This window comes from Cryobacterium sp. 10S3 (assembly GCF_034344045.1).
Taxonomy (GTDB): domain Bacteria; phylum Actinomycetota; class Actinomycetes; order Actinomycetales; family Microbacteriaceae; genus Cryobacterium; species Cryobacterium glucosi.
Window position 1 is genome coordinate 2,067,535 of record NZ_CP133773.1, and the last position, 26,391, is coordinate 2,093,925.

The following is a 26,391-nucleotide window of genomic DNA, read 5'->3' on the forward strand; positions in this document are numbered from 1 at the left end:
GATTCGCTCACGGGAGGCCGCCGGCGTCGTCGACCTGCAGAACACCCGTCTCCATGATGACGGGGAGGCGAGCGGTCTGAGCGCGCAGGTAGCCGGCGAAACCCCCGGGCGTGCGTCCGACGAGTCGCCCACTCGTACGAACCGGGATGCGTGCCGTGCGGATCTCGCACACCCGCAGCCTCCGCAGTGCCGCGACGAGTGCAATGTCCTCGTCGGTGTCGATACCGGGGAATTCCCCGGCAGCGAGGTACCGGTCTGCCCGCACACCGAGATTGGCCCCGTGCACGTGCGGATGTCCCTCGACGAGCCACTGCTCTGCCGCCCAGCGAGCGCGCATTTCGCCGTCGAGGCACTCGTCCGGCTCGACGGTGCCGAGAACAAGATGCACATCGTTCCTGGCGAAGGCAAGCTGGCTCGCGAGCCAGTTCTCCGGGACGGCTGAATCGGCATCCGTCGACGCGATCCAGGTACGACCCGTGAAGTCCGCCGGGGTCTTCAGGACGCCGCGGACGCCCGCACGCCGTGCCGCACCGACGCCTCCCGTGTTACTGCGGACCAGATGCACGCCCGGAAAACCCGCGGCAATGGTCTCGGTCCCGTCCGTACAGCGGTCGAGCACGATCACGACCGACACGATCGGCGGCGCCGGATCGAGGGTCGCGACCACGGGCTCGATCGCGGCCCCCACCGCGGCGAGGCACCGAGGAAGCAGTTCCTCCTCGTTGTGCGCGGGGATGACGATGACCAGGTGGTCGATTTCACCGGGCCCGATCATGGGACGAGTCCCTCGTGCTGGGCCACGGATCGTGCCGGCTCGGGCTGCCACACCTCGAGCAGGAAGTCACTTTCGCGATGCTCGACGGTTCGCACGAGGCCGGGCACCGTCGCGAGCATGTCGTGGACCCGGTCGCCGCTGAGCGGATACTCGGGAACCGGATGCCTCCAATGGCAGGCGAGGAGGACTCCGCCGGGGGCGAGGCTGCCCCGGCAGCGCTGGAAGAACCGTTCCAGGTCTGCGGTCGCCAGGTAGTAGCCGACTTCGGATACGACGATGAGGTCGAAGACTCCGGAGGGCCATTCACCGGGCAGGGTCATCCGTGCGAAGCGGACGCCGGGGCGCCCGGCGAGCCGTTCGCGGGCAATCGAGAGCGGTTGCTCCGCGATATCGACGGCCATCACGGTGTCGCACCGGGCGGCGAGGTCGGCCGTGAATACTCCGATCGAGCAGCCGAGCTCCAGGGCGGCACCGAATCGTTCGCGCGGCAGCGCAGCGAGGGTCAGCGCGCGTTTCCGACGTTCGTACCAACGCGTCTCGAAGCCCCACGGGTCTCGCGCCTCCCGGTAAAACTCGTCGAAGAAAGATCTCGCCAGGCTCGCTGTCCCGCTCGCATCCGGGGACGGTGCCTCCGCTGCGGTGCCGTCGACGAAGATCTCGAAGCCCCTCGCGAAATGGGCGGCCATCGCCGGCGGCACGACGGCCTCGTCTCCGGGTTCGTCGGACAACGCCAGCACCTGGCTGCGGTGCAGCGCGAGCGCCTGCAGCTTCCGCGCGTGGTCCTCGGGAGAGAGATCGAACCTGCGGATCAGGCCCAGCGGCCATTCCCCGTCCGGTGTCGACCAGTGCCAGGCCCAGATCGGGTACTCGAGCAGGCGGGCGCCCGACCATGCCGCTCCGGCCGCTGCCACGTCGCCGGCGAGCGCGTGGTCGGGATGCCCGTCGGCCCGCCACGGTGCGACAATCCAGGTGCCCGCGGCTGAGCCTTCCGTGATCTTCTCCGCGCCGGAAGACGGCGGCCCGAGCACGGATGCCAGCGCCCGCGCCGCCGCCTCCCTGTTCCTCTCGAGGTCGCCGTCCGGCAGTCCGGCGAAGTGCAGGCGAGCGGATGGCGCCAGGTGCGCCACCGCATCCGTCACCTCTGTCCTGCGCACACGTGAAAGGCGACCCTGGCTATGCGTCGGGGATTCCGGATGGGACGCTTCACCGTCGCTGAGGACAAGGACATCGACCGGGATCCCGCGTCGCGTCGCACCGGAGAGGAGCCCGCCGGCACCGAGGGTCTCGTCGTCGGGATGCGCCGCGACGATGATCAGCCGGGCGAGGTCGTCGAGGTCAAGCCGCGCCGCAGCCGTGATCCAGGGAGCGCCGGCCCAGGCCTGCTCGGCGGTGCCGAGGTCCCGGTGGCTGAAGATCACCACGGTGAGACTCCGCGAGCACCATCGAGCAGCAGAGCTCCAAGCCTGGCCTCGTCGCGTTCAGCGTGATGCTGTCGAATGTACAACTGCAGATCGGCGACACGCTGGGCGTGGCGCGCGTCGAAGGCCAGGGGTTCCGGCCCCAGGGCATGCCCGGCCCGCTCGATCACCTGCTCTGCGGTGCGCGCGACGATCCCCCGCACGCGCGCCGCACGCACGGCCCCGAGTGTGCCGGTCGCGGTCCCGTCGTCGATCGCGCTCGCAGCGGCCGCAAGTGCCTGCCCCGATGCCGTCAGCAGCATGTCAATCGCGCCAAGATGAGCAAGACTGACCTGATCCGGCGTGCGTTCCCCGGCCTCCCGGTAGACGCGTCTGGCAACGCCGACGGCCCCGCCCCACCAGCAGGCTGCGACCCCGATCCCTCCCCACGCGAAGCCCGGTCGGTCGAGGTACCAGCCGTCTGCGCCGACCGGCACTGCCGGAACGCCGCGAAAGTCGACCGGACCACTCGGAAGCGATGCGAGTCCCCTGGCCACCCAGGAGCCGTCCGACACCGTGATTCCCGGCACGCGGAGGTCGACGGCGAACAAGCGACGCGTGGTCTCCGAGGTGTGCGCGGTGACCAGCGCGTGGCTGAGGGCGCCGGCGAGCGAGCACCACGGCTTGACACCGTCGAGCCGCCAGCCGGACTCGGTCTGGCGCGCCTCGAGGCGCGTGCCGCGTCCTTCCGCCGCGAACACACCCCACGTCCGACCGTTCCCGGATTCGACATGGATTCCACTGCCGGACTCAGCGGCCTGTTCCAGGATCGAGAGCGCATCCAGGTGCGCCTCCACGACGCGGGCAGCGGTCAGGTCTGCCGCCGCGACCGTGGCCAGCGTGTCGAAGAGCCGTTCGGTTCCCCCGGAGCCCGGTCCCGCCCCGTCGAGCCGAACGCCGAGCGCGATCGCCAGTCGCAGGGCCGCCTGGGTGTTCCCGTTCACCTGGAAAGCATGGTCGGCCACCGCGCGCAGGTCATCGTCACGCGCCTCCATCATCGAACTGACCAGCCGAACCGGCCCGCTCGTGTTCGCAGCGTTCGACTCGCTCACCACGTGACACCGAACCCGGCCGAGGCCATACTTGTCCCCCATCTCACAACTGTTCATCGTGCGGAACGGCTGGTCGGCTCCCCAGTCGCTCGCTCGTGTCGGCAGCACCATATCAGGAACCGAGGAAACAAAAGAGTCCCAGACGGAGAGAACTTGACACCGATCTGTCTTGAGTTGGAAGCGTTCAGAGCCCCAGGGTCAGCAGATCCGCGGCCTGGGGCTCCCCTGCCGCATCCGCGAATGCTTGCAGTGCGTGTTGAAGCACGGTCCGTCGATCCGGCGTCATTCTCGACAGGATGGTGGAGATATCCGACCGGCGTCGTCCGGTGGCGTCGTCTACGAGTCGCCTGCCACTCTCGGTGAGTTCGAGGAGGACCTCGCGCCGGCTGTCGGGGCTGGCCGCCCGCTCCACCCAGCCTCCGGCGACCATGCGATCGACGAAGCGGCTGAATGTCGATGGGATGACTCCCATTCGCTCCGCCACAGCGCCCATCCGGGTTGGGCCGGTCGAACTGAGCAAGACCAGGACCCGGAACTGCGGCAGGGAAACGACGTCCAGCGTTGCCACAACCGAGCGGGCAACGACGCCGAGCAAGGCACGGGAGGCGGCAAGGGTCGCGTCGGCCGCTCGTGCGTCGGCTTCAGTGAGGACGTCCATCGGTCAAACCCCGTTCCAGGCAAGTGATACCGTGATTATTGCACACATGCAACAATTGTCTAATTGCACATTACGGAGCCTGATGGCACAGCCCACTCTGAGCCTGCGGGGACGAATGAGATCCCTCTTGTTGGAGCCCTTGCACACGTGGTTCAACCGGATCCTCACCGGCTCCGGACGACTCATTTTCATGTCTGTCGTGGTTGGCGCAGGTGTCGGTTTCGGCGCAGTTGCGTTCCGTTGGCTGGTGGCCACCGCGACTCTGATTTTCACGGGAACGGTCGATTACTCAGCCTCCGTCGGCCATCCGGCAAATCCCTGGGTTCCGTGGTTGGGGGGCGCATTCGTGATCGTCGCTCCGGCCATTGGCGGTCTCCTCTACGGCCCCTTGGTGAACAAGTTCGCACCGGAAGCCCGGGGGCATGGCGTTCCAGAGGTCATGTACGCCATCACCAAACGGGGCGGCCGGATTCCCGGCAAGGTTGCGATCGTCAAGTCGCTCGCTTCGGCCATCACAATCGGTTCCGGTGGGTCGGTGGGTCGCGAGGGCCCTATCGTCCAAATCGGGTCAGCACTCGGTTCCACACTTGGCCGGGCAGTCCGGCTGCCCGAATCCCAGCTCAGAACCCTCGTCGCGTGCGGCGCCGCAGGCGCGATCGCAGCCACGTTCAATGCTCCGATCGCCGGAATCTTTTTCGCCCTCGAACTGCTGCTCAGGGATTTCGCCGCCCGTTCCTTCGGCGTGGTCGTCCTTGCCTCAGTGACCGCATCGATCGTCGGCCGCTCGATCCTCGGCGATCACCCCTTCCTCAGCCTGCCGACGTTCACCATCGTCAACCCGTCTGAGTTCACGCTCTTCGCCGTGCTTGGACTCGCGGCAGGCCTGACCGGAGTCGGGTTCACGAAGGTCCTGTACGCCGTGGAAGACCTCTGCGACTGGGCCTGGCGGGGCAAACCGGAGTGGTTGCGGCCGGTCGCCGGCGGCCTCGTGCTCGGCCTGGTGCTCTTTGCCTTGCCCCAGATGTACGGGGTCGGTTACCCGGTCCTGGAGAAGGGCGTCCAGGGCGGCTATGCCCTGGGCTTCGTTGCGCTGTTGCTCGTCGGCAAGGTCGTTGCGACGAGCCTGACCATCGGCATCGGCGGCTCCGGAGGAGTGTTCGCACCGTCACTCTTCATCGGAGCGATGCTCGGTGCCGCATTCGGCGACGTCGCCGGCATGGTGTTCCCCGTGTTCGCCGGGCAAACCGGAACGTTTGCCCTGGTCGGCATGGGCGCGGTCTTCGCCGGGGCAACGCGGGCCCCGATCACGGCAGCCATCATCCTGTTCGAACTGACCGGGGAATACTCGATCATCCTTCCCTTGCTGCTCGCGATCGTGATCGCGACGGGCGTGTCCCGGCTTCTCAGCAGGGACACGATCTACACCCTCAAACTTCGTCGCCGCGGCGTGAGCGTCGACGGTGGTCCCGGTGGCATCCTGCTGCATTCCACGCTCGTGCGTGAGGTCATGACGGATGCTCCCGATGCGGTGAGTTCCCGGCTCACGCCCGCCGCAGGAGCGCGGATACTCATCGATTCAGGCAAACGCGCCCTGCCGGTTCTTCATAGCGACGGAACGTTCATCGGAATCGTGACCGTCGCTGCCATATCCGACTCCCTGGGCAACGATGACGACAGTAGCGCGATCACCCTCAGTGCCCTGATCGAGACGCCCACTTCCGCGAGCCCCGATGACACGCTGGACAGTGTGCTGGATCGGGTGCTTGCGGCCAGCGAGAGCGATGGCCTGCCCGTCGTCGATTCGTCCGGAATGCTCCGCGGCTGGCTCACGCTCAATGCCGTTCTCCGAACTGTCACGGCCAGGCCCTGAGACGGCAGGCTTCCGCACCCGCACGCACGAACGGCCCGTGCCGGAGCACGGGCCGTTCGTCACAACAGTGGCTTACTTGGTGAGCGAGTCCACGTAGCCCTGATTGTCCGCGATCCACTTCGCAACGATGGGGCCGTAGTCCTGGCCGTCGTAGTCGACGAACATCGCGGTCTCGAGCGAGTACAGCTGATCGAGGTCCATCTTGTACCCGGACAGCCACTTGGTGGCCTGCGGGAAGTCAGTGCCGAAGTCCTTCTTGCCGTAGGCGTGGATGGTCTCCGTGGCCCCCAGGGTGCCTTCGGGGTCTTCGAGGTTCTTCAGGTCGAAGGAGCCATACGCCCAGTGCGGCTCCCAGAGGGTCACGGCGATGTTCTCGCCGGTCTTCGCGGCCGCCGTGAGCTCGGTGAGCATCGCGGCGGTCGACGAGGTCTGGTAGTCCATGTTCTCGAGTCCGTAGGTCGGAATCGTCTTGTTCGTGACGGCCTCGGTCAGGCCGGCCCCCGGTTCGATTCCCACGATCTTGTTGCCGAACAGGTCGGCGTTGGCGGCCAGTTCCGCGATCGAGTTGATCGGTGCATCCGCGTTCACGGCGATGGTGTTCTTCGCCTCGGTGTTCCAGGCCGCGAGTTCGGTGATCTTGTCACCGTATTGCTTGAGGTACGTGGCGTGGGTGTTCGGAAGCCAGACGTCGAGGTTCACGTCGTAGTCGCCGGTGGACAGCCCCGCGTAGACCGCGGCGACGTCGGCGTACTCGAGTTCGACGTTGTAGCCCTGCTTGTCCAGAATGGCCTTCCAGAGCTCGGACGCCGCGACACCCTCGTCCCAACCGTTGAACACGGCGATCGTGAGGTCTTTGTTGTCGGAGTTGCCGTTGCCGACGGTCTGCGCGGGTGTTGCTGCACAGCCCGTGAAAGCGAGAAGCCCGACGGCTCCGAGGGCGATGATGCTGAGGGAACGGTTCTTCATGTGTCTTCCTGTCTTGTCACCTGCTGTGGGTGACCGGGGTTGACGGATGCGCCGGGCGGCCGAGGCGGCCGGGTGCGACACGGAGACAGGTGTCTCCGTGAGTATTGGGGGTGCCGGTCAGGACGAACTCGACCGGCTGGAATCGCGGAGTGCCGTGTGAGGTACCCCGCCAGTTGCAGGTCAGACTCCGGCGGGCTGCGGCGTCTTCACGTCTGCGACGGGCGCGCTGATCGGGCTCTCGGCCGCCACTGCGGCGGCCTGCCGACGGTGCTTGCGCCCGGCAAGGAGACGACCGATCGGTGTGATTCCCGTGCCGAGCGATGCGGTCATCCGGTCGAGGAAGATCGCCAGGATCACGACCGCCAGTCCGGCTTCGAATCCCAGCGACACGTCGATGCGGCTGAGACTCGCCACGACCTGCTGGCCGAGACCGCCGGCGCCGACCATTCCCGCGATGACGACCATCGACAGGGAAAGCATGATGACCTGATTGATTCCGGCCATGACGGTCGGCATCGCCAACGGGAGCTGGATCTGGCGCAGGATTCTCGCCGGGGACGCACCGAATGCCTCGCCCGCCTCGACGACCTCGTGATCAACGCTGCGGATGCCGAGCTCGGTCAGGCGGACGCCCGGTGCCATCGCGAAAATGATCGTCGCCACGATACCGGGCACGACTCCCACCCGGAAGAGGATCAGCGCGGGAATCAGGTAGACGAACGCGGGCATGGTCTGCATGAAGTCGAGAATCGGCCGGATGATCTTGGAGGCCGGGGCGGACTTGGCGGCCAGGATCCCCAGGGGGATGCTCACCAGGATGGCGAGGACGCTCGCCACGAGGACCAGGGCGAGCGAGTCCATCGCGTTCTGCCACTGGTCGACACCCACGATGACGATGAGGCCGATGACGGCGCCCACGGCGAATTTCCAGCCACGGACCATCAGGCCCAGTGCAGCGGCCACGAGGATGATCACCCAGAACGGCGGTGAGGCAAGGACGAGGTCGACGAACTCGTAGGCGCCGTTGAAAATGGTGCGCACGAAATCGAAGAGAAAGCTGAAATTGTCGGTGACGAAGGCGATGAAGTCGTCGGCCAAGCTGCCGAGCGGGATGCGGAAGTCGTTCACAGCTGTGCTCCTTCCAGCGCGGTCTCGCGCAGGGTTTCGGTGATCACGCGGAGCGAGATGGTCGATGGCGGTTCGGTGACCGGCACCTCCCCCGTCGCGGTGGTGACGTTACCGAGAGCGGCAAGCAGGGTGACTCGCGGGATGACACCGAGCAGACGGTTTCGCGCATCGACGACGGCGATCGGCAAGTCGCTCTCCACCGCCAGCTCGACGAGGTCGACCAGGGCGGTATCCGCTGAAACGGCCGTTGCTTCCTTGATGATGGGGCGAAGGTCCGGGTGGCTGGCCTTGACCTGCTTGAGCACATCGCGGTCACGTACGACCCCGACGAAGCCGAGGTCACGCCCGACCACGAACGTGGCGGAGGTCTGCAGGTCGCGCATCGTACGCAGGGCGGCACGCGGGCCGGACGTCACGGTGACCATGGATCGCACCGGCTCCATCACGCTCCCGGCCGTGAGCACCCGGGCCCGGTCGACGTCCTGAACGAACTGGGCGACGTAGTCGTTGGCCGGGTCGGTGAGGATGTCTTCCGGGGTGCCGATCTGCACGATGCGACCGTCGCGCATGACCGCGATCCGGTCCCCCAGGAACATCGCCTCGTTGAGGTCGTGGGTGATGAAGATGATGGTCTTGCCGAGTTCGGCCTGCAGCTCGATGAGCTGTTCCTGCATCTCGCGGCGGATCAGCGGGTCGAGTGCCGAGAACGCCTCGTCCATCAGGAGAACGTCGGTATCGGCGGCGAGCGCCCGACCGAGGCCGACCCTCTGCTGCATCCCGCCGGACAACTCGGACGGCATGCTGTCGGCCCAGCCGTCCAGGCCCACCAGGCGGATGATGGTGCGGGCCTTCGCGAGGCGCTCCGCGCGAGGCATGCCCTGGACCTCGAGGCCGTACGCCACATTGTCGATCACGCTGCGGTGGGGTAGCAGGGCGAAGTGCTGGAAGACCATGGACACGCTCCGGCGACGCACATCGCGCAGCTTGGCGGCCGGGAGTCCGGTAATCCGGGTGTCACCGACGGTCACTGTCCCGGAGGTCGCCTCGAGCAGGCCGTTGAGCATGCGAATCAGAGTGGACTTGCCCGAACCGGACAGTCCCATCACCACGAAGATCTCGCCGCGCCGGACCTCGAAAGAGGCATCGATCACGGCGGCTGTTCCGAGGTGCGCGAGGTCTTCACGACTCGCGCCGCCCTCGAGTTTCTTGACGATGTCATGCGGTCGGCGGCCGAATGCCTTATACAGGTGGTCCGCCTTGACGGCGATTTCGGGAGCTGGGGATGTCGAGGCTGTGTGCTCCGCCGAGGCGGCGAATTCCTGTGCGTGTTCGGCAACGATCTGGGTCACGGATTCTCCGGAGCGCGACGACGAAACCGGCTTCACAGCCGGCACGTCGGGGGCTAGCTGTATCGGGCGGGTAGGCCGAGACCGGCCCTGACGCCACTAAGTGGCGTGAGCTGGAGCGACCATGGGGCCACATCCGTCTGGCCTCACCATACGACCGCGGCTCTTCCAGTCTTGCTGGGGGCTGCGCGCTCGCGTCCTGATGAGGTTCGTAAGAACATTCACAGCCTAACACCATGAAGGTCTCAGGCCCGTGCCGAGGATCTGCGTGGACGCTGGCGACGCCACTTAATCAAGAAAGTCCGGTTCCCTTGATTTCGAGGGAACCGGGTAATTGTGGCCTCAACGGGATTCGAACCCGCATGACGATCTTGCCGTCGGCACCTCACGGCGGCGATCAGGAACTGTGCTGGACGGCGCGACCGGTCGGGAAGCGGTCGCGATGCTGGCCCAGGCTCAGGACGAAAAGCTCTTCCGAAAAGCGGGCCCTCGGAGGGTAATTGCCCTCTCGCCTCAGCAGATGGCGACGAGGACCGTGTCGAGGGCGACTCCACTCGTTTCAGCCGGGGACTCGGGGTCGGTGGCCAGGTCGCGGCTGACGGTCTCGCAGCGCAGGATCCGCTCTGGTCCGACGATCGAAGATAGGAGCTCGGGCGTATAGAGAATGTCGGGATTGCCAGGGCCAGGGCCGCCTGCGTCGATGTTGCCTCGGTCGTGACCAAGGACAAGGAGGTGCCCGCCCGGAGCGAGCCAGCCAATCGCCCTGGCCAATACGATTCGAATCAGTTCCTCCGGCAGGTGCAGGTACATCACTGTTACCAGGTCAAAGCGTTCTTCGGTTTGCCAGGTCGTGGCATCTGCGACCAGCCAGTCCACATCGACGCCGGCCGCCCGCGCGTGCTCCCGGGCCTGGCCAATTGCCTCGGCGGAGAAGTCGAGCCCGGTAACGTTCCAGCCGCGGCTGGCCAGCCAGATCGCGTTACGCCCGTCACCTGAGGCCATGTCGAGGGCGAGCCCCGGGGTCCAGGGCGAAACAATGTCCTGCACGAGCTTTGCTGGTACGGCCGACCAGAGCCTGGCGTGGTCGCCGTCCCGTGCCTGCCGGTAACGACTATCCCACTCGTTCGCGTCCACTGTGAGGTCCCTTCGATCAATCCGGCATCCGGCGTGGCGATTGTCGCACGGTTCGCTGTCGGGAACCGAGCGAGCGTCAAGGGTTGGAGAAGCATCCACTAGTGCGGCCAGCCCGGAAACGGGATCCTCGTCCGAGCGGCCTGCTCGAAAGCCCTACCGGTCGTGAACGCTTGCGAAGAGGCCGCCTATTGGACGACGACCAGTTATGGGATGGGGCGAACGCTGGTGCGGCGATTCTCAACGGCACCTACCGCTTATGCGCTCGCGACACAGATAGAGTTGGCGCCCCTGAGCACCTAGGAGCCGATAGAACGGGCACCGCAGGCGTTCACGTGAGGATTGCGCTCGGGTCGGCTCAGACTACCTGGGTCAGTGCGCGGGTAGCCGTGTCGAGCGTGCGCGCGATGGCGTGAATGGCCTCTGGAACGACGCGGTAGTGCACACTCATCCCGTGTCGTTCCTTGGTGAGGATGCCGCTGGTTTCGAGTTTCTTGAGGTGGTGACTGACCGTTGGCTCAGAAAGCTTGACAACGGGGGCCAGGTCGCACGTACACGCTTCCTGGTCCGGCTGGGCCAGAAGGTAGGCCAGGAGCTGCAGGCGGGTGGGATCAGCCAGAGCCTTGAGGCGGACCGCGAGTGCCATCGCATCGTCCAAGGCCAGCGTGGCGCTAGCGCCCAGGGGATCGCAACAGATCGGCGAGGCGTCCTCCAGGAGGGGAAGGGTCTTGGGCATGGGTCCATCATCCCACCTTCTTGACATATATCAAAGAGGTGGCACACTAATGATTAGACGCACGTCGAATACGTATGCGTTCCTAGTCAAGGAGTCCTCGTGAACATCGCCGAGCGGATACCGACCACGACCCGCGGCCGGGTCGGCGTCCTGATTGCGGGGATCGGCGTGTGGGCGCTGGCCTACTGGGCCAACGAGTGGCTCTGGAACGTCATCCTCTACGATGCGTTCGGCCTCGACCCGAAAAACCAGATCACCGAGACCATCCACTTCTTCCTCTACGACTCGCTGAAGATCCTGCTCCTGCTGGTCATCATCATCTTCGCCTCCACCGTGCTCCGCTCCTTCATGAGCGTGGAGCGCACGCGGGCCTTCCTCGGCGGCAAACGCGAGGGCGTCGGGAACCTCCTCGCGGCGGCCCTGGGCGTCATCACCCCGTTCTGCTCCTGCAGCGCCGTACCCGCCTTCATAGGCTTCGTCGCCGCGGGCGTGCCGATCGGCGTCACGATGAGCTTCCTGATCGCGAGCCCCCTCGTCAACGAGATCGCCATCGGCCTGCTCTTGACCCTTTTCGGGTGGCAGATCACCGCCCTCTACGTAGTCTCCGGTCTGACCATCGCAGTCGTGTCCGGTTACATCCTGGGTCGCCTGCACGTCGAACGCTGGGTCGAACCCTTCGTCTTCGAAGTAAAGCTCGGCGGCCAGACCATTGACCCCTCCCTCGGCCTGACCTTTGGGCAGCGGATGCAGATGGGTGTCGAAGAGGTCAGGAGCCTGATCGCGAAGATCTGGGTCTACCTCCTCGTCGGCATCGGTCTCGGCGCCCTGATCCACGGCTGGGCGCCGACCGACTTCTTCGCCACCTACGCCGGCCCTGGCAACCCCTTCGGCGTGCTGATCGCCGTTCTCATCGGCATCCCGCTCTACTCCAACGCCGCCGGGGTAATGCCCTTGGTCGCAGCCCTCTACGACAAGGGCCTGCCGATGGGCACCCTGCTCGCGTTCATGATGGCCGTCGTCGCACTGTCCCTGCCAGAGATGATCCTGCTCCGCCGGGTGCTCAAGCCCCAGCTCCTCGCGATCTTCATCACGACCACCGGCCTCGGTATCGTCGCCGTCGGCTACCTCTTCAACGCCATCCTGGCTTGATCACCGCACCCGAAAGGAATCCCCTCATGAACATCAAGATCCTCGGCCCCGGCTGCCGCAATTGCGTCAACCTCACCAAGGCTGCCACCACCGCCGTCGCCGAACTCGGCCTCGAGGCCAGCATCGAAAAAGTCGAGGACTACACCGCGATCCTCGGATATGGCGTGATGAGCACCCCTGCCCTCGTCATCAACGAGAAAGTCGTCGTCTCCGGCCGTGTACCGACCCTCGCCGAAGTGCGTACACTCCTGACTGCCGCGAGCCACTGACCGGACTCCATCGGCACATGATCCGCGCTAGTCGATGCCGAGGAACCGTCTCCGCCCGAGGAGGTATTCCACGACGACACCACCCGCAACCGCAAGCGTCATGGGGATCAGCAGTGCCGGTCCCTGCCCGGTGAATTCGAGCACCAGGACCAGAGCTGTCAGGGGTGCGCGCATGGCAGCGGCGAGGAATGCGGCCGCGCCGACCAGGGCGAAGGCCGCCACCGGAGTACCGGGCCACAACGTGCCCCAGAGCCCTCCGGTCACGATGCCGAACGCGGCACCGATCGCGAGCGAGGGCGTCAGAGTTCCTCCGGCGGCACCGCTGCCGATCGTGGCGATCGTGGCTCCTACCTTGGCAACGAGGAGCACCGCCACCAGCCCGATCGGCACGACGGCGTCGAACGCGGTCTGGCCGAGTGAACGTCCGTTGCCGAGAATTTCTGGAAGCAGGAGCGACAGTAGTCCAATGGCCGAGAACACCAGCGGCATGACGACCAGAATCAGCCAGCCCTGCGGACGCCGTTTCTCGGCCCCGGCGGCCAGTCGCACGAAACCGACCGCAGCGAACCCGATCACGGGTCCGGCAAGAAGAGACCAGACCAGGAGCGATGGGGTCTGAGTGAACTGCGGCACGGAATACAGCGGGGTCGTGGGCACAACGATTTGCGCGACCAGTGTCGCGATCGCGGACGTGGCGAGGGCCGGCAGGACCGTGGCCAGAGTCAGCTCGGCGAGCAGGATCTCGACGGTGAAGAGCGCACCCCCGAGCGGCACGTTATAGACCGCGGCGAGCCCTGCCCCGGCGCCGCACGCGACCAGAACACGACGTTCGCGGGCAGTGACGCCTGCCTTCTCGCTGAGCCAGCCCGCCGCCAGTGCGCCCAGCTCGCGGGGGGCCATCTCGCGGCCGATCGACGCGCCCAACCCGACGATCACGATCTGCAAGGCCGAGTTCACCAGGGTCGCGAGCACGGGCATCCGCTCGCCGGCAACGCTTCGGTCCACCGGGACGATGGGTCGCCCCCAGCGACGCACGGCCCACCAGCCGACGGCACCGATCACGCCCGCAACGCACAAGGCGATCACGCGTGTCTGCGGTGCGGACCTGGCCAGCCCGTCGAGATAGGTGCCTTCGGAGTAGCCGTAGGCGAGGTGTTGAATCGCTCGAAGGAGGACGCTCACCGCGAGCCCGCCCAAACCTGCCCCGACACCGACGAGCGCCGTGACCACGACGATTCGGGCGACCCACGACGGAGTAACCGAATTCGGGACGGGCCTCACGTTTCGATCGTAGCGTTCGGGGATCGCTCCATTGGGTGCACCGCTCCCTCACGGGTCGCCCCTCTATGAGAACCTTCCCAGCATCCGCCTATGCGGCCGCACTGGTGCGGGGCACCCAGCGGACCCGAATAGGCTTTGGGCGGTTCGAGACATCGGACCCCTCCGGAACCTCTGGGAGACCTTCGTCCGCCAGCTGCGCCGAGACCGACGATCGAAAGGTGAACACGGTGCTTCACACCAGCATTCCGAGCCCATCCATCAGTTATTTCGATCTGGGACCCCTGCGTGTTCACTTCTATGCGCTCTGCATCCTGACCGGCATCGTCATCGCCGTCTGGTTGTCCTCGGCGCGGTTGACGGCTCGTGGCGGCAAGCCGGGCATGGTGATGGACATCGCCATGTGGACGGTCCCGATCGGAATCGTCGGCGGTCGCCTGTACCACGTCGTCACTCATCCGACCGATTATTTCTTCCCCGGCGCGGATCTCTGGAAAGTGCTGTTCGTCTGGGAAGGCGGACTCGCGATCTTCGGTTCGATCCTCTTCGGCAGCATCGGAGCCTATATCGGCTGCCGTCGGGCCGGCATCAGATTCTTCTCGTTCGCTGACGCCCTCGCCCCCGGCCTGCTCCTCGCGCAGGCGTTCGGCCGCTTCGGGAACTACTTCAACCACGAGCTCTATGGTGGCCCGACGACCCTCCCCTGGGGACTCGAGATCGAGTCGACGAACGCGGCCTTCCCCACGGGGCTGCCGGCCGGGACGCTCTTCCAGCCGCTCTTCCTCTACGAAATGATCTGGAACGCGATCGGTGTCGTGCTGATCATCTTCGTGCTCGAGCGCCGGTTCAACCTCCGCTGGGGCAAGACCCTCGGCTTCTACCTGCTCTGGTACGGCGCCGGACGGGCGTTCCTCGAGTCGCTCCGCCTGGACCCGACCGAGTATTTCCTCTTCGACCTCAAGATCAACGTGGACATCGCGCTCCTCGCCGCCATCGCCGGGATCGTCCTCATCATCGTCCAAACCCGGCGCCACCCCGGACCGGAACTGTCGATCTACCGGAATCCGGAGGAGCCCCCGGCCGACGGCCTGACCGCGACGGATGCCCCGTCCGACTCACACGCGGATGTAAGCCCAGCCCTCGAACTGCCGAGCGGTCAGATGGGCGACAGCCGCAGGGACGACTGACACACTCGGAAGCAAATCAGCGGCGTCCAGCCCGACGGACCGCATGCTGTTCTGGCAGGACAGCACCCGCACGGGCGTTGCAGCGAGCTCGGTCAGGGCGTTTTCCAGGTCCGATCGCGCGCGCAGGAACAACACGACCGACCCCTGGACCACGATCTCGATCGTGAGCGTCGGGAGTTGGGCGCTGGCATTGAGCGCGGATCGGATGCCGGCCTGGATCAGTGTCGCATCGGCGCCGCTGACGTGCAGGAGGAGCCCGGCACCGGTCACTGCTTGACCGCGCCCGCCACCGTCAGGCTCCGTGTCGTAGGCTGTCCCGACCTCCGTCACGGACGGCCGCCGACTCTCGGGAACAACGGGCGGCACGTCGTGCATACTTCGCCGTCTTCGGTGCCGTCGATGCCGCCTGACGTACCTGACCGACGCTGGCTACGCGTTGCCTTGTATTCGCTATTCAGCCGTGCCAGCAATGCCCACACCAACAACGCGATCGCCGCGACGCCGACGACAGGACGAATGCCCGGCTCGAGCAGAGGCACTGCAGTGCGCAGATCGGTCGACAGATAGAGCGAGATCAGGCCGAGCGCCGGCCAGCGAAGATCACACAGGGTGGCATCCGCACCGATCGGTGCATCGACGTAGCTGGCCACGACCAGACCGATCAGGCAAGCACCCCCTACCGTGACCGCATCCGCCCACCAGGGACCGGGGAACACCAGGGACCCGCCAACGATCGCGACGGTTCCGGATGCGAGCGTCAGTCCGGTCAGGGCCATCGCGGCGACGGTAACGATGATCAGCCGACGACGTGTCGGCCAGGACCGCAGTTCACGAATCATGCCCGGAATTCTCATCTGGTCAATGCCTCCCGGCTCGGTACAACGATGGGACTCGGCGCAGCAGACGCCAAAGTGCATGAGCTCTCCCGAGTGAGGCGGGCATGCAACGCCCAGCCCAGCAGAAGGATGGATGCCCCGGCCAGGTACGGCTGCACCGGCTCGAAGAACTGCAGCGCTCCGCTTGCACCGAGGGCGAGGAGAACGATCTTGTTGCATACGGGGCAACCGACCGCGAAGAAGGTGATCATCCATCCGGCCATACCGAGTCGTCCCTCTGCGCGACGGGGCGCTGCACCCTCCGGGTACGCGACGTATGTGGCGGACACGAGCCCGGCGAGTATCGCGCTCGCGGCGAGCACCGGCCAGGACCAGGACGTCGGGGCGACTGCGCGTGCGAAGAACGGCGTGTCGATCAAGTCGGTCGGAATCGCGATGACCAGGTACGTGCCGACCGCAGCAGCGAGCGCGATCCACCAGCGGCGGGCCGGCCATCGCCGGAGGGATGCGCCCGCATTCAGGATGGAATCCACCAGCCGTCTCGCCATCCCTCGCGCTGAGTCGACGCCGACAGTTCGTCCGTTCTGCATAGCTGGCCTCATCACACATAGGAAGGGATATCCGCGAAAGCGTATATACCCATAGGGGTATTTTTATACGGTACGGGGTATTCTTTTGAGGGTCAACCTCACCCGAGCACATGGACACCTCGCGCCAGCACAGGAGCACCGAATGGCATCATCCCCAGAATCTGCGCCAAACCTGCAGATCCCTTCAGCGTCTCGCCGCGACGAACCGGTCGCCGCCTCCCCCGCACCGACCACATCCGACGACCTACGCAAGACCGTCAACAGGCTCAAACGCGCCCAAGGGCAGTTGGCCGCCGTCATTGCCGCTGTTGAGTCAGGCGCGGATTGCCGAACGGTTGTCACGCAGCTCGCAGCGGTATCCAGCGCGATCGACCGTGCTGGGTTCACGATCATCTCAACGGCGATGAAAGAATGCCTCAGCGAAACAAACGCCGACTCGGCAAGGACGCCGCTCCGGGTGGAAGAACTCGAGAAGCTCTTCCTGGCGTTGTCCTAGGCACGTGCGGCTGACGTACGTTCAGCCGATCAGTGCCGTGATCGCTACATAGGCCGCGACACCGAGAACCAGGACAGCGAACCCCCGCTTGAGGACAGTGTCGGACAGGCCTCGTCCGAGCCGGCCCGCTACCAGGGATGAGCCCATGGCAGACGCGGCGAACGCGCCAGTGACCGCCCAGTCGATCTGGACCTCGTCGAGGTGCGCTGCAAATCCGGCGACGGAATTAATGACGATGATGACCAGCGAGGTGCCCACCGTCACGCCCATCGGCAGGCCGAGGACCAGCGTGAGTGCCGGCACGATGAGGAAACCCCCGCCGACGCCGAGCAGTCCGGTGAGAAATCCGACCACGGCACCGGCGGCAAGAGCCCTGGGCAGGCAACTGCGCCAGTTGACACGTCCACCGGGAAGAGCACAGGGGCCACCGGCCGACCGGGTTGGGAGGAACATTCTCACACCGGCGACCACCATGATCACCGAGAAGGCGCCGAGAAGCACACGCTGGTCGAGCATCCGGTTGACCGTCGTGCCCAGGTAGGCGGTGGCCACTCCGGCCACGCCGATGATGAAGGCGAGGCGCCAATGCACGCCGCGGCGAAGCCGTGGGAGCACGGCAACGGCGGAGGCTGCTCCGACTACGATCAGGGAGCTCGGAATGGCCTCGGCGAGGGGCAGGCCTACACCGTAGACAAGGGCGGGGACCGCGAGTATCGACCCGCCCCCGCCGACCAGGCCTAGCAGCGCCCCGACGATCACGCCCAGGACGAGGGCAGTGACGATCACGGAAGCTGGGGCATAACCAGTGGGATGTGCTGTGCGCCGGAGATCATCCCGTCAACCAGTTCATCGCTTTCTCGAACGTCGATGATCCGGACCTCGCCATGTCGGGTGAATACCTGCTGGGGAGCGAGTTCCATTAAGGGCGCCTTTCTAGTGAGGTGTCGGTGCGGTATCTCGACCACAAAACCGCGGAGAGCAGGACGAGCGTGAAGCCGCCGACCAGGATTGGGCCCACGGCGTCGGGGCCGATGGTCGCAATGAGGTCAAGAGTTCCCCAGCCGATGCCGAGATCGGTGAAGAGGGATAGCAGGCCCATTCCCCCAACGAAGAATGCGACGAATACGGATACCCCGGTCACGATGAGGTTGTAATACACCTTCCGAAGCGGGTCCGTGGACGCCCACTGGTAGACACGATTCATCAGGATTCCGTCGGCGCTGTCGGACAACGCCATTCCGGCCATGAAAATGACGGGGAGAGCCAATGCCGCGTACCACGGCAGGTCGGTCTGAGCACCCCGGCGACGACGAGCAGGCTGATTGGCGCAGCCGTATCCAACCCCAACCCGAAAAGCACTCCGATTGGGAACATCTTCCAGGGAGTATCGACGAGCCTGGAAGGCTTCGCCTCTCGGCCGAGTGTCCTGCCGTTCGGAGCACGGTCACGGTGCTAGACCGCCTTCTCAGCCATCGGCATACCGGCCGATTCGACATCGGCGAAGGAGGCGTCCACGTGCACGACGTCCCGGCCCGCACGCTGAAGCAGACTCGCGGCAACGCCGGCACGGTAACCCGACCCGCAGTGCACCCAGATGGTGCCCGCTGGGATCTCGTCCATCCGGGAAAGGATCTCGTGCAGTGGCACGTTGACCGCGCCGATCAGGTGCCCGTCGGCGAACTCGTCGGTGCGTCGCGCGTCCAGAAGCACGTCGCCTGCGGCGTGGTCGCGCGCGAGTTCCGCCCAGCCGACGCGGGGGTAAGAAGCAACCGGGGCATCCGGGGCGAGCGCGCGCGGCTCGGTGCCGATGGCTGCATCCGGGGAATCGATGCCGATCCGCGACAGGTCACGGATTGCGTCTTCGACGTCGGCGTGTGTGCCGACGAGAGTGAGTTTCTCGTCCCAGGGCAGAACCCAACCGAGATAGGTCGTGAAGTTGGAACCATTGCCATACTCGAAGCTCACGGCCCCCTGCAGGTGGCCACTGGAGAACGCGACGCGATTACGCAGGTCGACGACCCATTCACCGTCGGCGAGCCTGCGGGTGAGCTCTGCGGCATCCAGAGACTCGGGCACCTCGAGGTCAGCCGGACCGGGACCCTGCATATTGGCCGGTGCCATGTGCGCGTAATACGACGGGTACGCGGTGAGGTTGGCGATCAACGTAGCGACGAAGTGCTCCTCATCGGCGTCGGTCAGGGCGTGGTTGGTCGTGATCTGCTCGCCGATGGTGGATGAGCCGGCTCCGGTGGCGGGGCCGCTGGAGCAGAACGAGCCGAACCCGTGTGTCGGGAAGAGCGCCGCGTCGTGCTGGGCTTCGTGCACGAGCTTGCGCACGGACGCGTACTGGTCATGGGTGAGTCCGACGGTGTCGATGGCGGCAACCAGGTCGGTACGTCCGACGGAACCGTACAACAGGCTTCCACCGGAGAAGACGGCTTCAGTAGTGCCATCGCTGACGATGTAGGAAACGTGGGTGTGCGTATGTCCCGGGGTGGCGACGACGGTGACCCTGAAGGCGCCGATCTGGACAATCTGGCCGTCCGTGACCGGTTCTCGTTCAAACGAAACGGGGTCGGCCGCGTTGACCAGGTACTCGGCGCCGTGCGCCTGGGCAAGATCGTACCCACCGGTCACGTAGTCATTGTGCAGATGGGTCTCGGCAACGTGGGTGATTGTGACCCCCGCTTCGAGGGCAGCGGCCTCCACTCGGTCGGTGTCGCGTTGCGGGTCGATGACAAGCGCCACGACGCCGTCATGCACCAGGTAGCTGCGATCCCCCAGTTGCGGGGTTTCGATGACGATGACGTCCATGGTCCGTGGTCCTCCAAGTCTCGATGCGGGTCGGTTCTATCGCATCACAATACCCCCGGGGGTATTTTTTCGCAAGAGAGGGAACGTCCGGGCGCAGACATGTCGAGCGCACGGCTCTCTTGCGGGAAATACCCTAGGGGGTATATTGTCGGACCATGGCTACCACTGACATCACCGAAATGACTTTCGACGAGACCATCACCGACAACAGCATCGTGCTGGTGGACTTCTGGGCCGGCTGGTGCGGCCCGTGCCGCATGTTCGCGCCAACCTTCGCGGCCGCGTCGGAGAAGCACCCCGAGATCATCTTCGCGAAGGTCGACACTGAGGCAGAACAGGGCCTGGCTGCCGCGGCCGGCATCCGCTCCATTCCCACCCTGATGGCATTCCGGGACAAGATCCTCGTGTTCTCCCAGCCCGGAGCGCTCAACGCCTCATCCCTCGGCGAGGTGATCGCCGGAGTGCAGGCTTTGGACATGGATGCCGTGCGCGCGAGCATCTCCGCGCGGCAAACGACGGCCTGACCTGCCAACGGCGCATGGTTCGAACTCGCCGGCCCTAGCCCGTGGCGGGCAGCCGGATAGTGATTCTGGTTCCCTCACCTGGTGCGGACGTCGCCTGGATAGTCCCGCCGTGACTGCTGACGATTTCGCGCGCGACAGCGAGCCCGATGCCCGAACCGGCGACCTGTTCCGCCGCACTGCCCCGCCACAAGCGGTCGAAGATGTGTGGGAGTTCTTCCGGCGGGATGCCCGGCCCAGTATCGGCGACCGAGAGCACCGCCTGTCCGTGGTCGACGGAGATCGTGACGGTCACTCTGTCACCCGGCCGGCAATATCGGGCTGCATTGGCGAGGAGATTGCCGATGGCCTGGTGCAGGCGGTCGGCATCCGCCCGCACGAATGCGGGTCCCCCGGGCTCGAGTGTCAGGGTGAGCTCGGCAGCGCGCAGTTGGGGTTCCCGGAGGGCACATTCGTTCCGGGCGACCTGCGCCAGGTCGACGGATGCGAGGTGCAGGGAGAGTCCAGCGGTTTCCACCGCCGACAATTCGGCCAGATCGGTCACCACCCAGCCCAGGCGCAGCGACTGGTCGTGCAGGCCGGCGAGGCCCTCCGGCGTGGGCTGCACGAGTCCGTCGCGCAACTCCTCCAGTCCGGCCTGCAACGCCGCCAGCGGGGTTCTCAGTTCGTGGGCCACATCGGCCGTGAGGTTGCGCCGGTCGCGATCGGACCGAACCACGGCATCCGCCATGCCGTTGAAGGCGACGGCCAGCTCGCCGAGCTCCCCCGGGCCGGGACCCGTGGCACGGGAGTTCCGATCGCCGGCCGTGAACGACCGTGCGGCCCCCGTGATCGCCTGGATGGGCCGAACGAGGAGCCGCGTGACCAGGAAGCTCGCGCCGAGTGCCATGACAAGTGCCACGATGGCGGCCACGGCGATCCAGGGCCAGGCCACGTCGACGACCTGCGTCGCAACCATGGTGCCGAAGTTCATTCGAACGGTGCCGACCTGGCTACCCTCGCTCACGATCGGCGCCGACACCACCGTCTGGCCCATCCCGGAGCCCTGCCCCATTCCCTGGCCCATACCCTGGCCCATTCCCTGATTGTTGGCACTTCCGCTGTTGTCAGCACTGGATTGAAGGGTGGTACCGTTCACGTCGAGAATGGCGAGTCGGGCCGACGCCGCCTCGCCGATCGCGAAGGCGCGGCCCAGATCGGCCTGTTCCCAACCACCACCAGAACGGTAGGCGTCGGCAGCCGCCGCCGCGGCTGCCGCAACAACCCGTTCGCGGTCGGCCTGCTGCGAAACCTGCACTCCGCGATCCACACCCACCAGGGCCGCGCCGGTGAGCACGGCCACCGACGAGACCGCGACCAGGATGAACGCGAGCAGGAACCGACGTCCGAGTGGGCCGAGCCCAAGACCACGGGTCGTCATGACGCATCGTCCCGCCGGAGAGCAAGCCGGTAACCGACGCCGAGAACCGTCTCCAAAACTTCCGCTCCCGAGGCCCCGAGCTTGCGCCGGAGGTTCTTGATGTGGGAGTCGATGGTGCGCTCGTAGCCGGCATACTCGTAGCCGCGCACCCGGTTGACCAGCTCGTAACGCGAGTACGCCCGCCCGGGCGCGGCCGCGACCGCGGCCAGAAGCCCCCATTCGGTAGGGGTCAGATCGAGGAGGGCTTCGTCCAGCCACGCTTTGTGCGAGGCCTCATCGATGCGGAGCCGCCCGTTGCCGTAGGCGACAGGGCCGGCCTCCCCGGGCAGTCCGCTGTATCGGTGGAGCACGGCCTGCACCCGAAGCACCACCTCGGCGGGACTGAACGGCTTGGTCACGTAGTCATCGGCGCCCAGCTCGAGGCCGTGAATCCGGTCGTCCGTGCCGCTGCGGGCCGTCAGCACGATCACGGGAAGGTTCTGCATTCCGTGGGCCTCGCGGAGGATCTCGGTGCCATCGATGTCGGGAAGGCCGAGGTCGAGGAGTACGAGGTCTGCCGAGTCGAGCAGACGCAGCGCCTCCGCTCCCGACGCGGTCGTCAGCACCGAGAATCCAGCCCGTTCCAGATACCGACGGAGCACGTCCCGGATGTCACGTTCGTCCTCGACGACCAGCACTGTTGGCATGACTTCACCCTATCCGCCGCCCCCGTCCGCGGTGGCGGCGCCTTCAGTTCTCCACGCGATCTCCACACACCCGGCAGACCCCCTGCACCGCGGGGAGGGAGTTTGTAGGTAGCAACAACCCACAATCTGAAGGAGCACATCATGCGCAAGAGAATCATCATCACCACGGCGATCGCCAGCGGAGTTGTCATCACCGCCCTCATCGCCACACCGAGCATCGCCGCCATGAACCGCGGCGGGGATCCGCAGGGTACCGGACCAACAGCATCCAGCATCCAGCCATACGCCCAAACTGAGCACATGAACCGCATGGGCGACGGCATGGGCTCCGCCTCCGAGATGGGCGCAGACATGGGCGCAGGAAACCGTGCCGGCATGCAGGGCGGCACCAGCAAGGGTATGGGCATGGGCGCCGGCCTCGCCGACGTGGCCAGCGGCACGATGAACGATGAGCAAAAGGCCAGCCTCACTGCGCTGGCGGCCGAGGAGAAGGTAGCCCATGACCTGTATGTCGCCTTCGCCGAGAAGCATGACGTGGCGGTCTTCAGCCGGATCGCCCGGTCTGAGACGATGCACCTGGATGCCGTTCGCACTCTTCTGGAGCGCTACAGCATCACCGACCCGACCATCGGCCTCGAGGTCGGAAGGTTCCCGACCGACGCCAGCCAAAAGCTCTACGACACCCTGCTTTCCCAGGGCTCAGCGAGCCTGGACGCGGCCAGGGAAACGGCCGGCACGGTCGAGACGACCGACATCGCCGACCTGACGGCGGCTTCGGCCGGAGTCACCGCTCCCGACGTTCTGGCCGTTTACGAGCACCTGCTCACCGGCTCGCAGCACCACCTGTCCGCCTTCGGCGGCTGACACGAACAGACGGTGGAGGGGCGTCCATAGACCGTGGGCGCCCCTCTTCCCTCCCTGCGATGGACCGACAGCGCTACTACGGTGTCGTCACGATCGCGAGGCCCGTCGAGGCCGCCGCTGCCGTCATGGAACCGGCATCGGTCACGTGGGAATAGCCCAATTGCCCGAGACGTGCGGCGGCTGCCGCCGAACGATTGCCCGAGTGGCAGTAGACGACGTATGCGCCCGACTTCGGCAGCGCCCCGACCTTGCTGTCGAAGTCGGGTGACTGCACATCGATGTTGATCGCGCTCGCAAGATGGCCGGCCGCGTATTCCCCCGGGGTGCGCACATCGATGACGACGGAATCCGCGGAAACGGACGCGGGTGCAGCCGACGAACACGCGGTCAGGCCGAAGAGGGCGGCAAGGGCAAGGGCCAGGGCTGTGATCACTGTGTTCATCGTGCCACTTTATACCCCCTTGGGTATTTTTTCCGTCCGAAGCGATACCCCCTTAGGTATAGGAGTATGGTTCAGATCAACAGCATCGAGGCTGGGATTGAGAGGGTCTGACATGGCACGAGTCGTCATTCTGGGAGCCGGGGTTTCCGGCCACACCGCTGCGCTGTTCCTCAAGCGGAGACTGGGCAGGAAGCACGAAGTGGTCGTGGTGTCACCGAACTCGAACTGGAACTGGATCCCCTCGAACATCTGGGTCGGTGTCGGCAAGATGCGCCCTGACAAGGTGGTGTTCCCGCTCGCGCCGATCTACCGGCGGAAGAGAATCGTCTTCCGCCAGGCCCGGGCCGTCGCACTGCGACCGGACGGGGATGCCGTCAGCCCCCGCGGAGCCGTGGATGTGGTGTACACGGACCCGAAGCGGGCCGGCCAGACCGAACGCATCCGTTACGACTACCTCATCAATGCGACAGGCCCCCGCCTGAACTTCGAGGCAACTCCGGGCCTCGGTCCGGACGCCGGTCACACCGTGTCGGTCTGCACGCCCAGCCACGCCGTCGAGGCAGCTAAACGCCTGGCTGCGGTCATCGGAACGTTGAAGACCGGTCGCCGGCAGACCCTGGTGATCGGAGTGGGCCATGGGACCTGCACCTGCGAGGGTGCGGCGTTCGAGTATGCCTTCAATGTCGAACATGAGCTCCGCGCGGCAGGGGTCCGGGAACGTGCAGAGGTCATCTACCTGACCAACGAGCATGAGCTGGGCGATTTCGGCGTCGGCGGAATGACCTTCAGCCAGGGCGACCGCAGGATCACGAGCGAGGCCTGGATGGAGTCGCTCTTCCGCGAACGGGCGATGAAGGCGATCACCCAGGCCGCGGTCACCGAGATCGAACCCGGCCTGATCCACTACCGGCAGATCGACGGCACGGAGAACACCCAGCCGTTCGATTTCGCCATGCTTCTCCCACCGTTCCGTGGCGTGGGCCTTGAGGCCTTCGATAGGGATGGAGCCGATATCACGGGTTCGATCTTCGCTCCCAGCGGGTTCATGCGGGTAGACGCGAACTACGAAGCCAAACCCTTCGACCAGTGGACGGCGCAGGACTGGCCCAAGACATACCAGACCCCGTTGCACCACAACGTGTTCGGGATCGGGATCGCGTTTGCCCCGCCGCACGCGATTTCCCGCCCCTATGCGACCCCCGACGGCGTCCTGGTCGCCCCGGCGCCGCCACGCACGGGCATGCCCTCAGGCTCCATGGGAAAGGCCGTGGCGATGACCATTTCCGACATGGTCCTGAGCGGCTCCACCGAGCCGACCCACACGGCGTCGATGGGCGACATGGCGGCAGCCTGCATCGCCTCGACGGGAACGGGAATGCTCTCCGGCACCGCGGCGGCCATGTCGATGTCACCCATCGTGCCGGACTACTCCCGGCACCCGAACACGGCCGGCCGAGATCCCAAGGAGACAACCGGCGACATCGGGCTCGCCGCGCACTGGGTAAAGCGGATGCTGCACACCCTGTTCATCTACAAGGCCAAGGCCTACCCGCTTTGGTACCTCATCCCCGAATAACCTGCTTCACCGACCAAGGGAGATCAGCGTGGACGACGCACAGGCACGAATCGATGCAGCGCCGCTGCCCGGGACGGGCGAATTGCGACGACGAAGCAACCCCGTCCTGCAGTTCATCCGCTTCCTCGGCCTGAACTGGACGATGTACCGACTCGCCAAACATCACGACTGACTGTCACCAGATGCGCGGGTCGCGACGGCGGGGCAACCGCGCCTTCCGTGCGCTAGCCAGGGATACTCGGCGAGCAGGCGCTCTACCGCGTCGACCCCGCCAGCAAGGTAGTCCGTCCACGCCCAACCGGTGCGACCCGGCGCACCGGACTGGGTGGCCCATCGATCGCGGATGTCGCGAAGCGCCTCGTGGGTATCCTCGTCGGGAGAATCCGAAAGGAGACGGATTGCCCGACGCACCTCGGCAAGGGCCGCAGCCATTCCTTCGAAATACTTCAGGCTCTGCAAGCGGTCAGCGCCGCGCGAAAGAGTGCAGAGCGACTGGCCACCGGAGACGGCAACCAGTCGCTGATGTGTCTCGCTCTGAAGCCTGAGTGCGGAGGCGATGAGTGCCTCCCTGCTCGTCAACACTCGTTCGAAACCCCTCGCGAAGACGGGACGGTGCTGGTTAGTTGCAGGTGCAGCGTTGGGCGGGCGGAACATCGGCCATCACGCTGGCCACATGCTCGCCGCATCCAGCCCAGGTGATCTTGTTGCAACGGTCGCAGCGGACGGGACTACACATGGGTTTCTCCTTCATTGATGAAACGGAAGTACCAGTATACCCCGGGGGGTATCGGATTACATCAATGATTTTGTCAGATTACGAACGGTCCCTAAGATTCCTGATCCTTGTCTAGCGCTTTCCATCGCCGCCGTCGGCACCGGACGATGGAATGCCAAGCACTTTCAGCTGTTCTCGATATTGATCGGCGCTCAGATCGCCGGCTGCGAAGCGCTCGTCCAGAATCTGGCGAGCCTTGCTCGGCTGCACGGCCCCTTCATCGCGCGACGTTGCCGCCCGCTGATCGTGGTGCTGTACCGAACCGCCAAAGGATCGGACCGCCCAAATGGCCAACAGCACGATGCCGACGACGACCAACAACCCGAAGGGCCATCCCCACGCCATGTAAGACCCGTTTCCCCACATCAT

30 protein-coding genes are annotated in these 26,391 nt (G+C 65.7%); 9 read left to right on the forward strand and 21 right to left on the reverse strand.

The features are described 5' to 3' along the window. Positions 1-7: 7 nt before the first annotated feature. The 4 genes from RHM57_RS09615 to RHM57_RS09630 all read right to left on the reverse strand — a co-directional run bounded on the left by RHM57_RS09615 (position 8) and on the right by RHM57_RS09630 (position 3,942). Positions 8-775 carry a glycosyltransferase gene (locus tag RHM57_RS09615; protein ID WP_322135634.1) on the reverse strand — a complete coding sequence of 256 codons (768 nt, stop codon included), beginning with the start codon at positions 773-775 and terminating at the stop codon, positions 8-10. Further along, positions 772-2,196: a bifunctional PIG-L family deacetylase/class I SAM-dependent methyltransferase gene (locus RHM57_RS09620; RefSeq protein WP_322189801.1), complete on the reverse strand. Its 1,425-nt coding sequence runs from the start codon at positions 2,194-2,196 to the stop codon at positions 772-774. Before RHM57_RS09620 ends, RHM57_RS09615 begins: the two co-directional genes overlap by 4 nt. Beyond that, a complete protein-coding gene (locus RHM57_RS09625; RefSeq protein ID WP_322189802.1) occupies positions 2,190-3,326 on the reverse strand; it encodes an acyl-CoA dehydrogenase in 1,137 nt (378 codons plus the stop codon). The genes RHM57_RS09620 and RHM57_RS09625 overlap by 7 nt, the downstream gene beginning before the upstream one ends. Positions 3,327-3,468: 142 nt before the next feature. Next, a complete protein-coding gene (locus RHM57_RS09630; RefSeq protein WP_134447496.1) occupies positions 3,469-3,942 on the reverse strand; it encodes a MarR family winged helix-turn-helix transcriptional regulator in 474 nt (157 codons plus the stop codon). 346 nt (positions 3,943-4,288) lie between these two features. Between RHM57_RS09630 and RHM57_RS09635 the strand changes: the two genes are divergently transcribed. Next, on the forward strand, positions 4,289-5,812 hold the full coding sequence (locus RHM57_RS09635) for a chloride channel protein (protein ID WP_241975535.1): 1,524 nt from the start codon (positions 4,289-4,291) through the stop codon (positions 5,810-5,812). Between the two features lie 72 nt (positions 5,813-5,884). Here the strand turns inward: RHM57_RS09635 and RHM57_RS09640 are convergent, their stop codons facing one another. From RHM57_RS09640 to RHM57_RS09660, 5 genes are all read right to left on the reverse strand, one after another. After that, complete coding sequence (locus tag RHM57_RS09640) at positions 5,885-6,778, reverse strand: glycine betaine ABC transporter substrate-binding protein (protein WP_134447492.1); 894 nt, start codon at positions 6,776-6,778, stop codon at positions 5,885-5,887. A gap of 180 nt (positions 6,779-6,958) precedes the next feature. Next, positions 6,959-7,906 carry a proline/glycine betaine ABC transporter permease gene (locus RHM57_RS09645; RefSeq protein WP_322189803.1) on the reverse strand — a complete coding sequence of 316 codons (948 nt, stop codon included), beginning with the start codon at positions 7,904-7,906 and terminating at the stop codon, positions 6,959-6,961. Continuing rightward, on the reverse strand, positions 7,903-9,174 hold the full coding sequence (locus RHM57_RS09650) for a quaternary amine ABC transporter ATP-binding protein (RefSeq protein WP_134448049.1): 1,272 nt from the start codon (positions 9,172-9,174) through the stop codon (positions 7,903-7,905). Before RHM57_RS09650 ends, RHM57_RS09645 begins: the two co-directional genes overlap by 4 nt. Before the next feature lie 591 nt (positions 9,175-9,765). Beyond that, on the reverse strand, positions 9,766-10,386 hold the full coding sequence (locus tag RHM57_RS09655; protein WP_322189804.1) for a class I SAM-dependent methyltransferase: 621 nt from the start codon (positions 10,384-10,386) through the stop codon (positions 9,766-9,768). A 355-nt stretch (positions 10,387-10,741) separates the two neighbouring features. Then, complete coding sequence (locus RHM57_RS09660; protein ID WP_322189805.1) at positions 10,742-11,119, reverse strand: metalloregulator ArsR/SmtB family transcription factor; 378 nt, start codon at positions 11,117-11,119, stop codon at positions 10,742-10,744. A gap of 99 nt (positions 11,120-11,218) precedes the next feature. On the opposite strand from RHM57_RS09660, the gene RHM57_RS09665 reads away from it, so the two are divergent. Next, positions 11,219-12,268, forward strand: coding sequence for a permease (locus RHM57_RS09665; protein WP_134447484.1), 1,050 nt, complete (start codon positions 11,219-11,221; stop codon positions 12,266-12,268). A gap of 26 nt (positions 12,269-12,294) precedes the next feature. Next, positions 12,295-12,537 carry a thioredoxin family protein gene (locus RHM57_RS09670; RefSeq protein ID WP_134447483.1) on the forward strand — a complete coding sequence of 81 codons (243 nt, stop codon included), beginning with the start codon at positions 12,295-12,297 and terminating at the stop codon, positions 12,535-12,537. A gap of 27 nt (positions 12,538-12,564) precedes the next feature. Here the strand turns inward: RHM57_RS09670 and RHM57_RS09675 are convergent, their stop codons facing one another. Beyond that, entirely contained in the window at positions 12,565-13,818 is a 1,254-nt protein-coding gene (locus RHM57_RS09675; RefSeq protein ID WP_166787306.1) for a chloride channel protein, read from the reverse strand. Positions 13,819-14,045: 227 nt separating this feature from the next. Here RHM57_RS09675 and lgt point away from each other — a divergent pair, with 227 nt between their 5' ends. Continuing rightward, on the forward strand, positions 14,046-15,002 hold the full coding sequence (gene lgt, locus RHM57_RS09680; protein WP_241975536.1) for a prolipoprotein diacylglyceryl transferase: 957 nt from the start codon (positions 14,046-14,048) through the stop codon (positions 15,000-15,002). Here the strand turns inward: lgt and RHM57_RS09685 are convergent. From RHM57_RS09685 to RHM57_RS09695, 3 genes are read right to left on the reverse strand one after another with little or no spacing between them, the layout of a single operon-like run. Continuing rightward, the gene (locus RHM57_RS09685) at positions 14,931-15,332 is read right to left on the reverse strand and encodes a DsrE family protein (RefSeq protein ID WP_166788258.1); all 402 of its coding nucleotides are present in this window, start codon (positions 15,330-15,332) and stop codon (positions 14,931-14,933) included. The two genes, lgt and RHM57_RS09685, sit on opposite strands and share 72 nt — an antisense overlap. Beyond that, the gene (locus RHM57_RS09690; protein ID WP_134560924.1) at positions 15,329-15,841 is read right to left on the reverse strand and encodes a hypothetical protein; all 513 of its coding nucleotides are present in this window, start codon (positions 15,839-15,841) and stop codon (positions 15,329-15,331) included. Before RHM57_RS09690 ends, RHM57_RS09685 begins: the two co-directional genes overlap by 4 nt. 11 nt (positions 15,842-15,852) lie before the next feature. After that, the gene (locus RHM57_RS09695; RefSeq protein WP_174774662.1) at positions 15,853-16,371 is read right to left on the reverse strand and encodes a hypothetical protein; all 519 of its coding nucleotides are present in this window, start codon (positions 16,369-16,371) and stop codon (positions 15,853-15,855) included. Positions 16,372-16,570: 199 nt separating this feature from the next. Here RHM57_RS09695 and RHM57_RS09700 point away from each other — a divergent pair, with 199 nt between their 5' ends. Next, positions 16,571-16,924 carry a metal-sensitive transcriptional regulator gene (locus tag RHM57_RS09700; RefSeq protein ID WP_134447475.1) on the forward strand — a complete coding sequence of 118 codons (354 nt, stop codon included), beginning with the start codon at positions 16,571-16,573 and terminating at the stop codon, positions 16,922-16,924. Between the two features lie 21 nt (positions 16,925-16,945). Here RHM57_RS09700 and RHM57_RS09705 read toward each other — a convergent pair whose 3' ends face one another. The 4 genes from RHM57_RS09705 to RHM57_RS09720 all read right to left on the reverse strand — a co-directional run bounded on the left by RHM57_RS09705 (position 16,946) and on the right by RHM57_RS09720 (position 19,738). Beyond that, a complete protein-coding gene (locus tag RHM57_RS09705) occupies positions 16,946-17,710 on the reverse strand; it encodes a sulfite exporter TauE/SafE family protein (RefSeq protein ID WP_134447473.1) in 765 nt (254 codons plus the stop codon). Continuing rightward, positions 17,707-17,844 (reverse strand): hypothetical protein, encoded by a 138-nt coding sequence (locus RHM57_RS09710; RefSeq protein ID WP_174774663.1) that lies wholly within the window; start codon positions 17,842-17,844, stop codon positions 17,707-17,709. Before RHM57_RS09710 ends, RHM57_RS09705 begins: the two co-directional genes overlap by 4 nt. Next, a complete protein-coding gene (locus RHM57_RS09715) occupies positions 17,844-18,305 on the reverse strand; it encodes a hypothetical protein (RefSeq protein ID WP_134447471.1) in 462 nt (153 codons plus the stop codon). The genes RHM57_RS09710 and RHM57_RS09715 overlap by 1 nt, the downstream gene beginning before the upstream one ends. Positions 18,306-18,376: 71 nt before the next feature. Beyond that, positions 18,377-19,738: an MBL fold metallo-hydrolase gene (locus tag RHM57_RS09720; protein WP_134560923.1), complete on the reverse strand. Its 1,362-nt coding sequence runs from the start codon at positions 19,736-19,738 to the stop codon at positions 18,377-18,379. A 155-nt stretch (positions 19,739-19,893) separates the two neighbouring features. On the opposite strand from RHM57_RS09720, the gene RHM57_RS09725 reads away from it, so the two are divergent. Beyond that, a complete protein-coding gene (locus RHM57_RS09725) occupies positions 19,894-20,262 on the forward strand; it encodes a thioredoxin family protein (RefSeq protein ID WP_322189806.1) in 369 nt (122 codons plus the stop codon). A gap of 34 nt (positions 20,263-20,296) precedes the next feature. Here the strand turns inward: RHM57_RS09725 and RHM57_RS09730 are convergent, their stop codons facing one another. Together RHM57_RS09730 and RHM57_RS09735 are read right to left on the reverse strand one after the other, a co-directional pair. Next, entirely contained in the window at positions 20,297-21,679 is a 1,383-nt protein-coding gene (locus tag RHM57_RS09730; protein WP_322189807.1) for a HAMP domain-containing sensor histidine kinase, read from the reverse strand. Continuing rightward, positions 21,676-22,365 carry a response regulator transcription factor gene (locus RHM57_RS09735; protein WP_322189808.1) on the reverse strand — a complete coding sequence of 230 codons (690 nt, stop codon included), beginning with the start codon at positions 22,363-22,365 and terminating at the stop codon, positions 21,676-21,678. The genes RHM57_RS09730 and RHM57_RS09735 overlap by 4 nt, the downstream gene beginning before the upstream one ends. A 141-nt stretch (positions 22,366-22,506) precedes the next feature. Here RHM57_RS09735 and RHM57_RS09740 point away from each other — a divergent pair, with 141 nt between their 5' ends. Further along, positions 22,507-23,229, forward strand: a complete 723-nt coding sequence (locus RHM57_RS09740) for a DUF2202 domain-containing protein (protein ID WP_322189809.1) — start codon at positions 22,507-22,509, stop codon at positions 23,227-23,229. 76 nt (positions 23,230-23,305) lie between these two features. Here RHM57_RS09740 and RHM57_RS09745 read toward each other — a convergent pair whose 3' ends face one another. Next, entirely contained in the window at positions 23,306-23,671 is a 366-nt protein-coding gene (locus tag RHM57_RS09745; protein WP_322189810.1) for a rhodanese-like domain-containing protein, read from the reverse strand. A 112-nt stretch (positions 23,672-23,783) separates the two neighbouring features. Here RHM57_RS09745 and RHM57_RS09750 point away from each other — a divergent pair, with 112 nt between their 5' ends. Then, positions 23,784-25,247: an FAD/NAD(P)-binding oxidoreductase gene (locus tag RHM57_RS09750; protein WP_322135614.1), complete on the forward strand. Its 1,464-nt coding sequence runs from the start codon at positions 23,784-23,786 to the stop codon at positions 25,245-25,247. Between the two features lie 28 nt (positions 25,248-25,275). After that, complete coding sequence (locus RHM57_RS09755) at positions 25,276-25,419, forward strand: hypothetical protein (RefSeq protein WP_166787303.1); 144 nt, start codon at positions 25,276-25,278, stop codon at positions 25,417-25,419. 675 nt (positions 25,420-26,094) lie between these two features. Here the strand turns inward: RHM57_RS09755 and RHM57_RS09760 are convergent. After that, positions 26,095-26,391, reverse strand: coding sequence for an SHOCT domain-containing protein (locus RHM57_RS09760; RefSeq protein WP_134447456.1), 297 nt, complete (start codon positions 26,389-26,391; stop codon positions 26,095-26,097).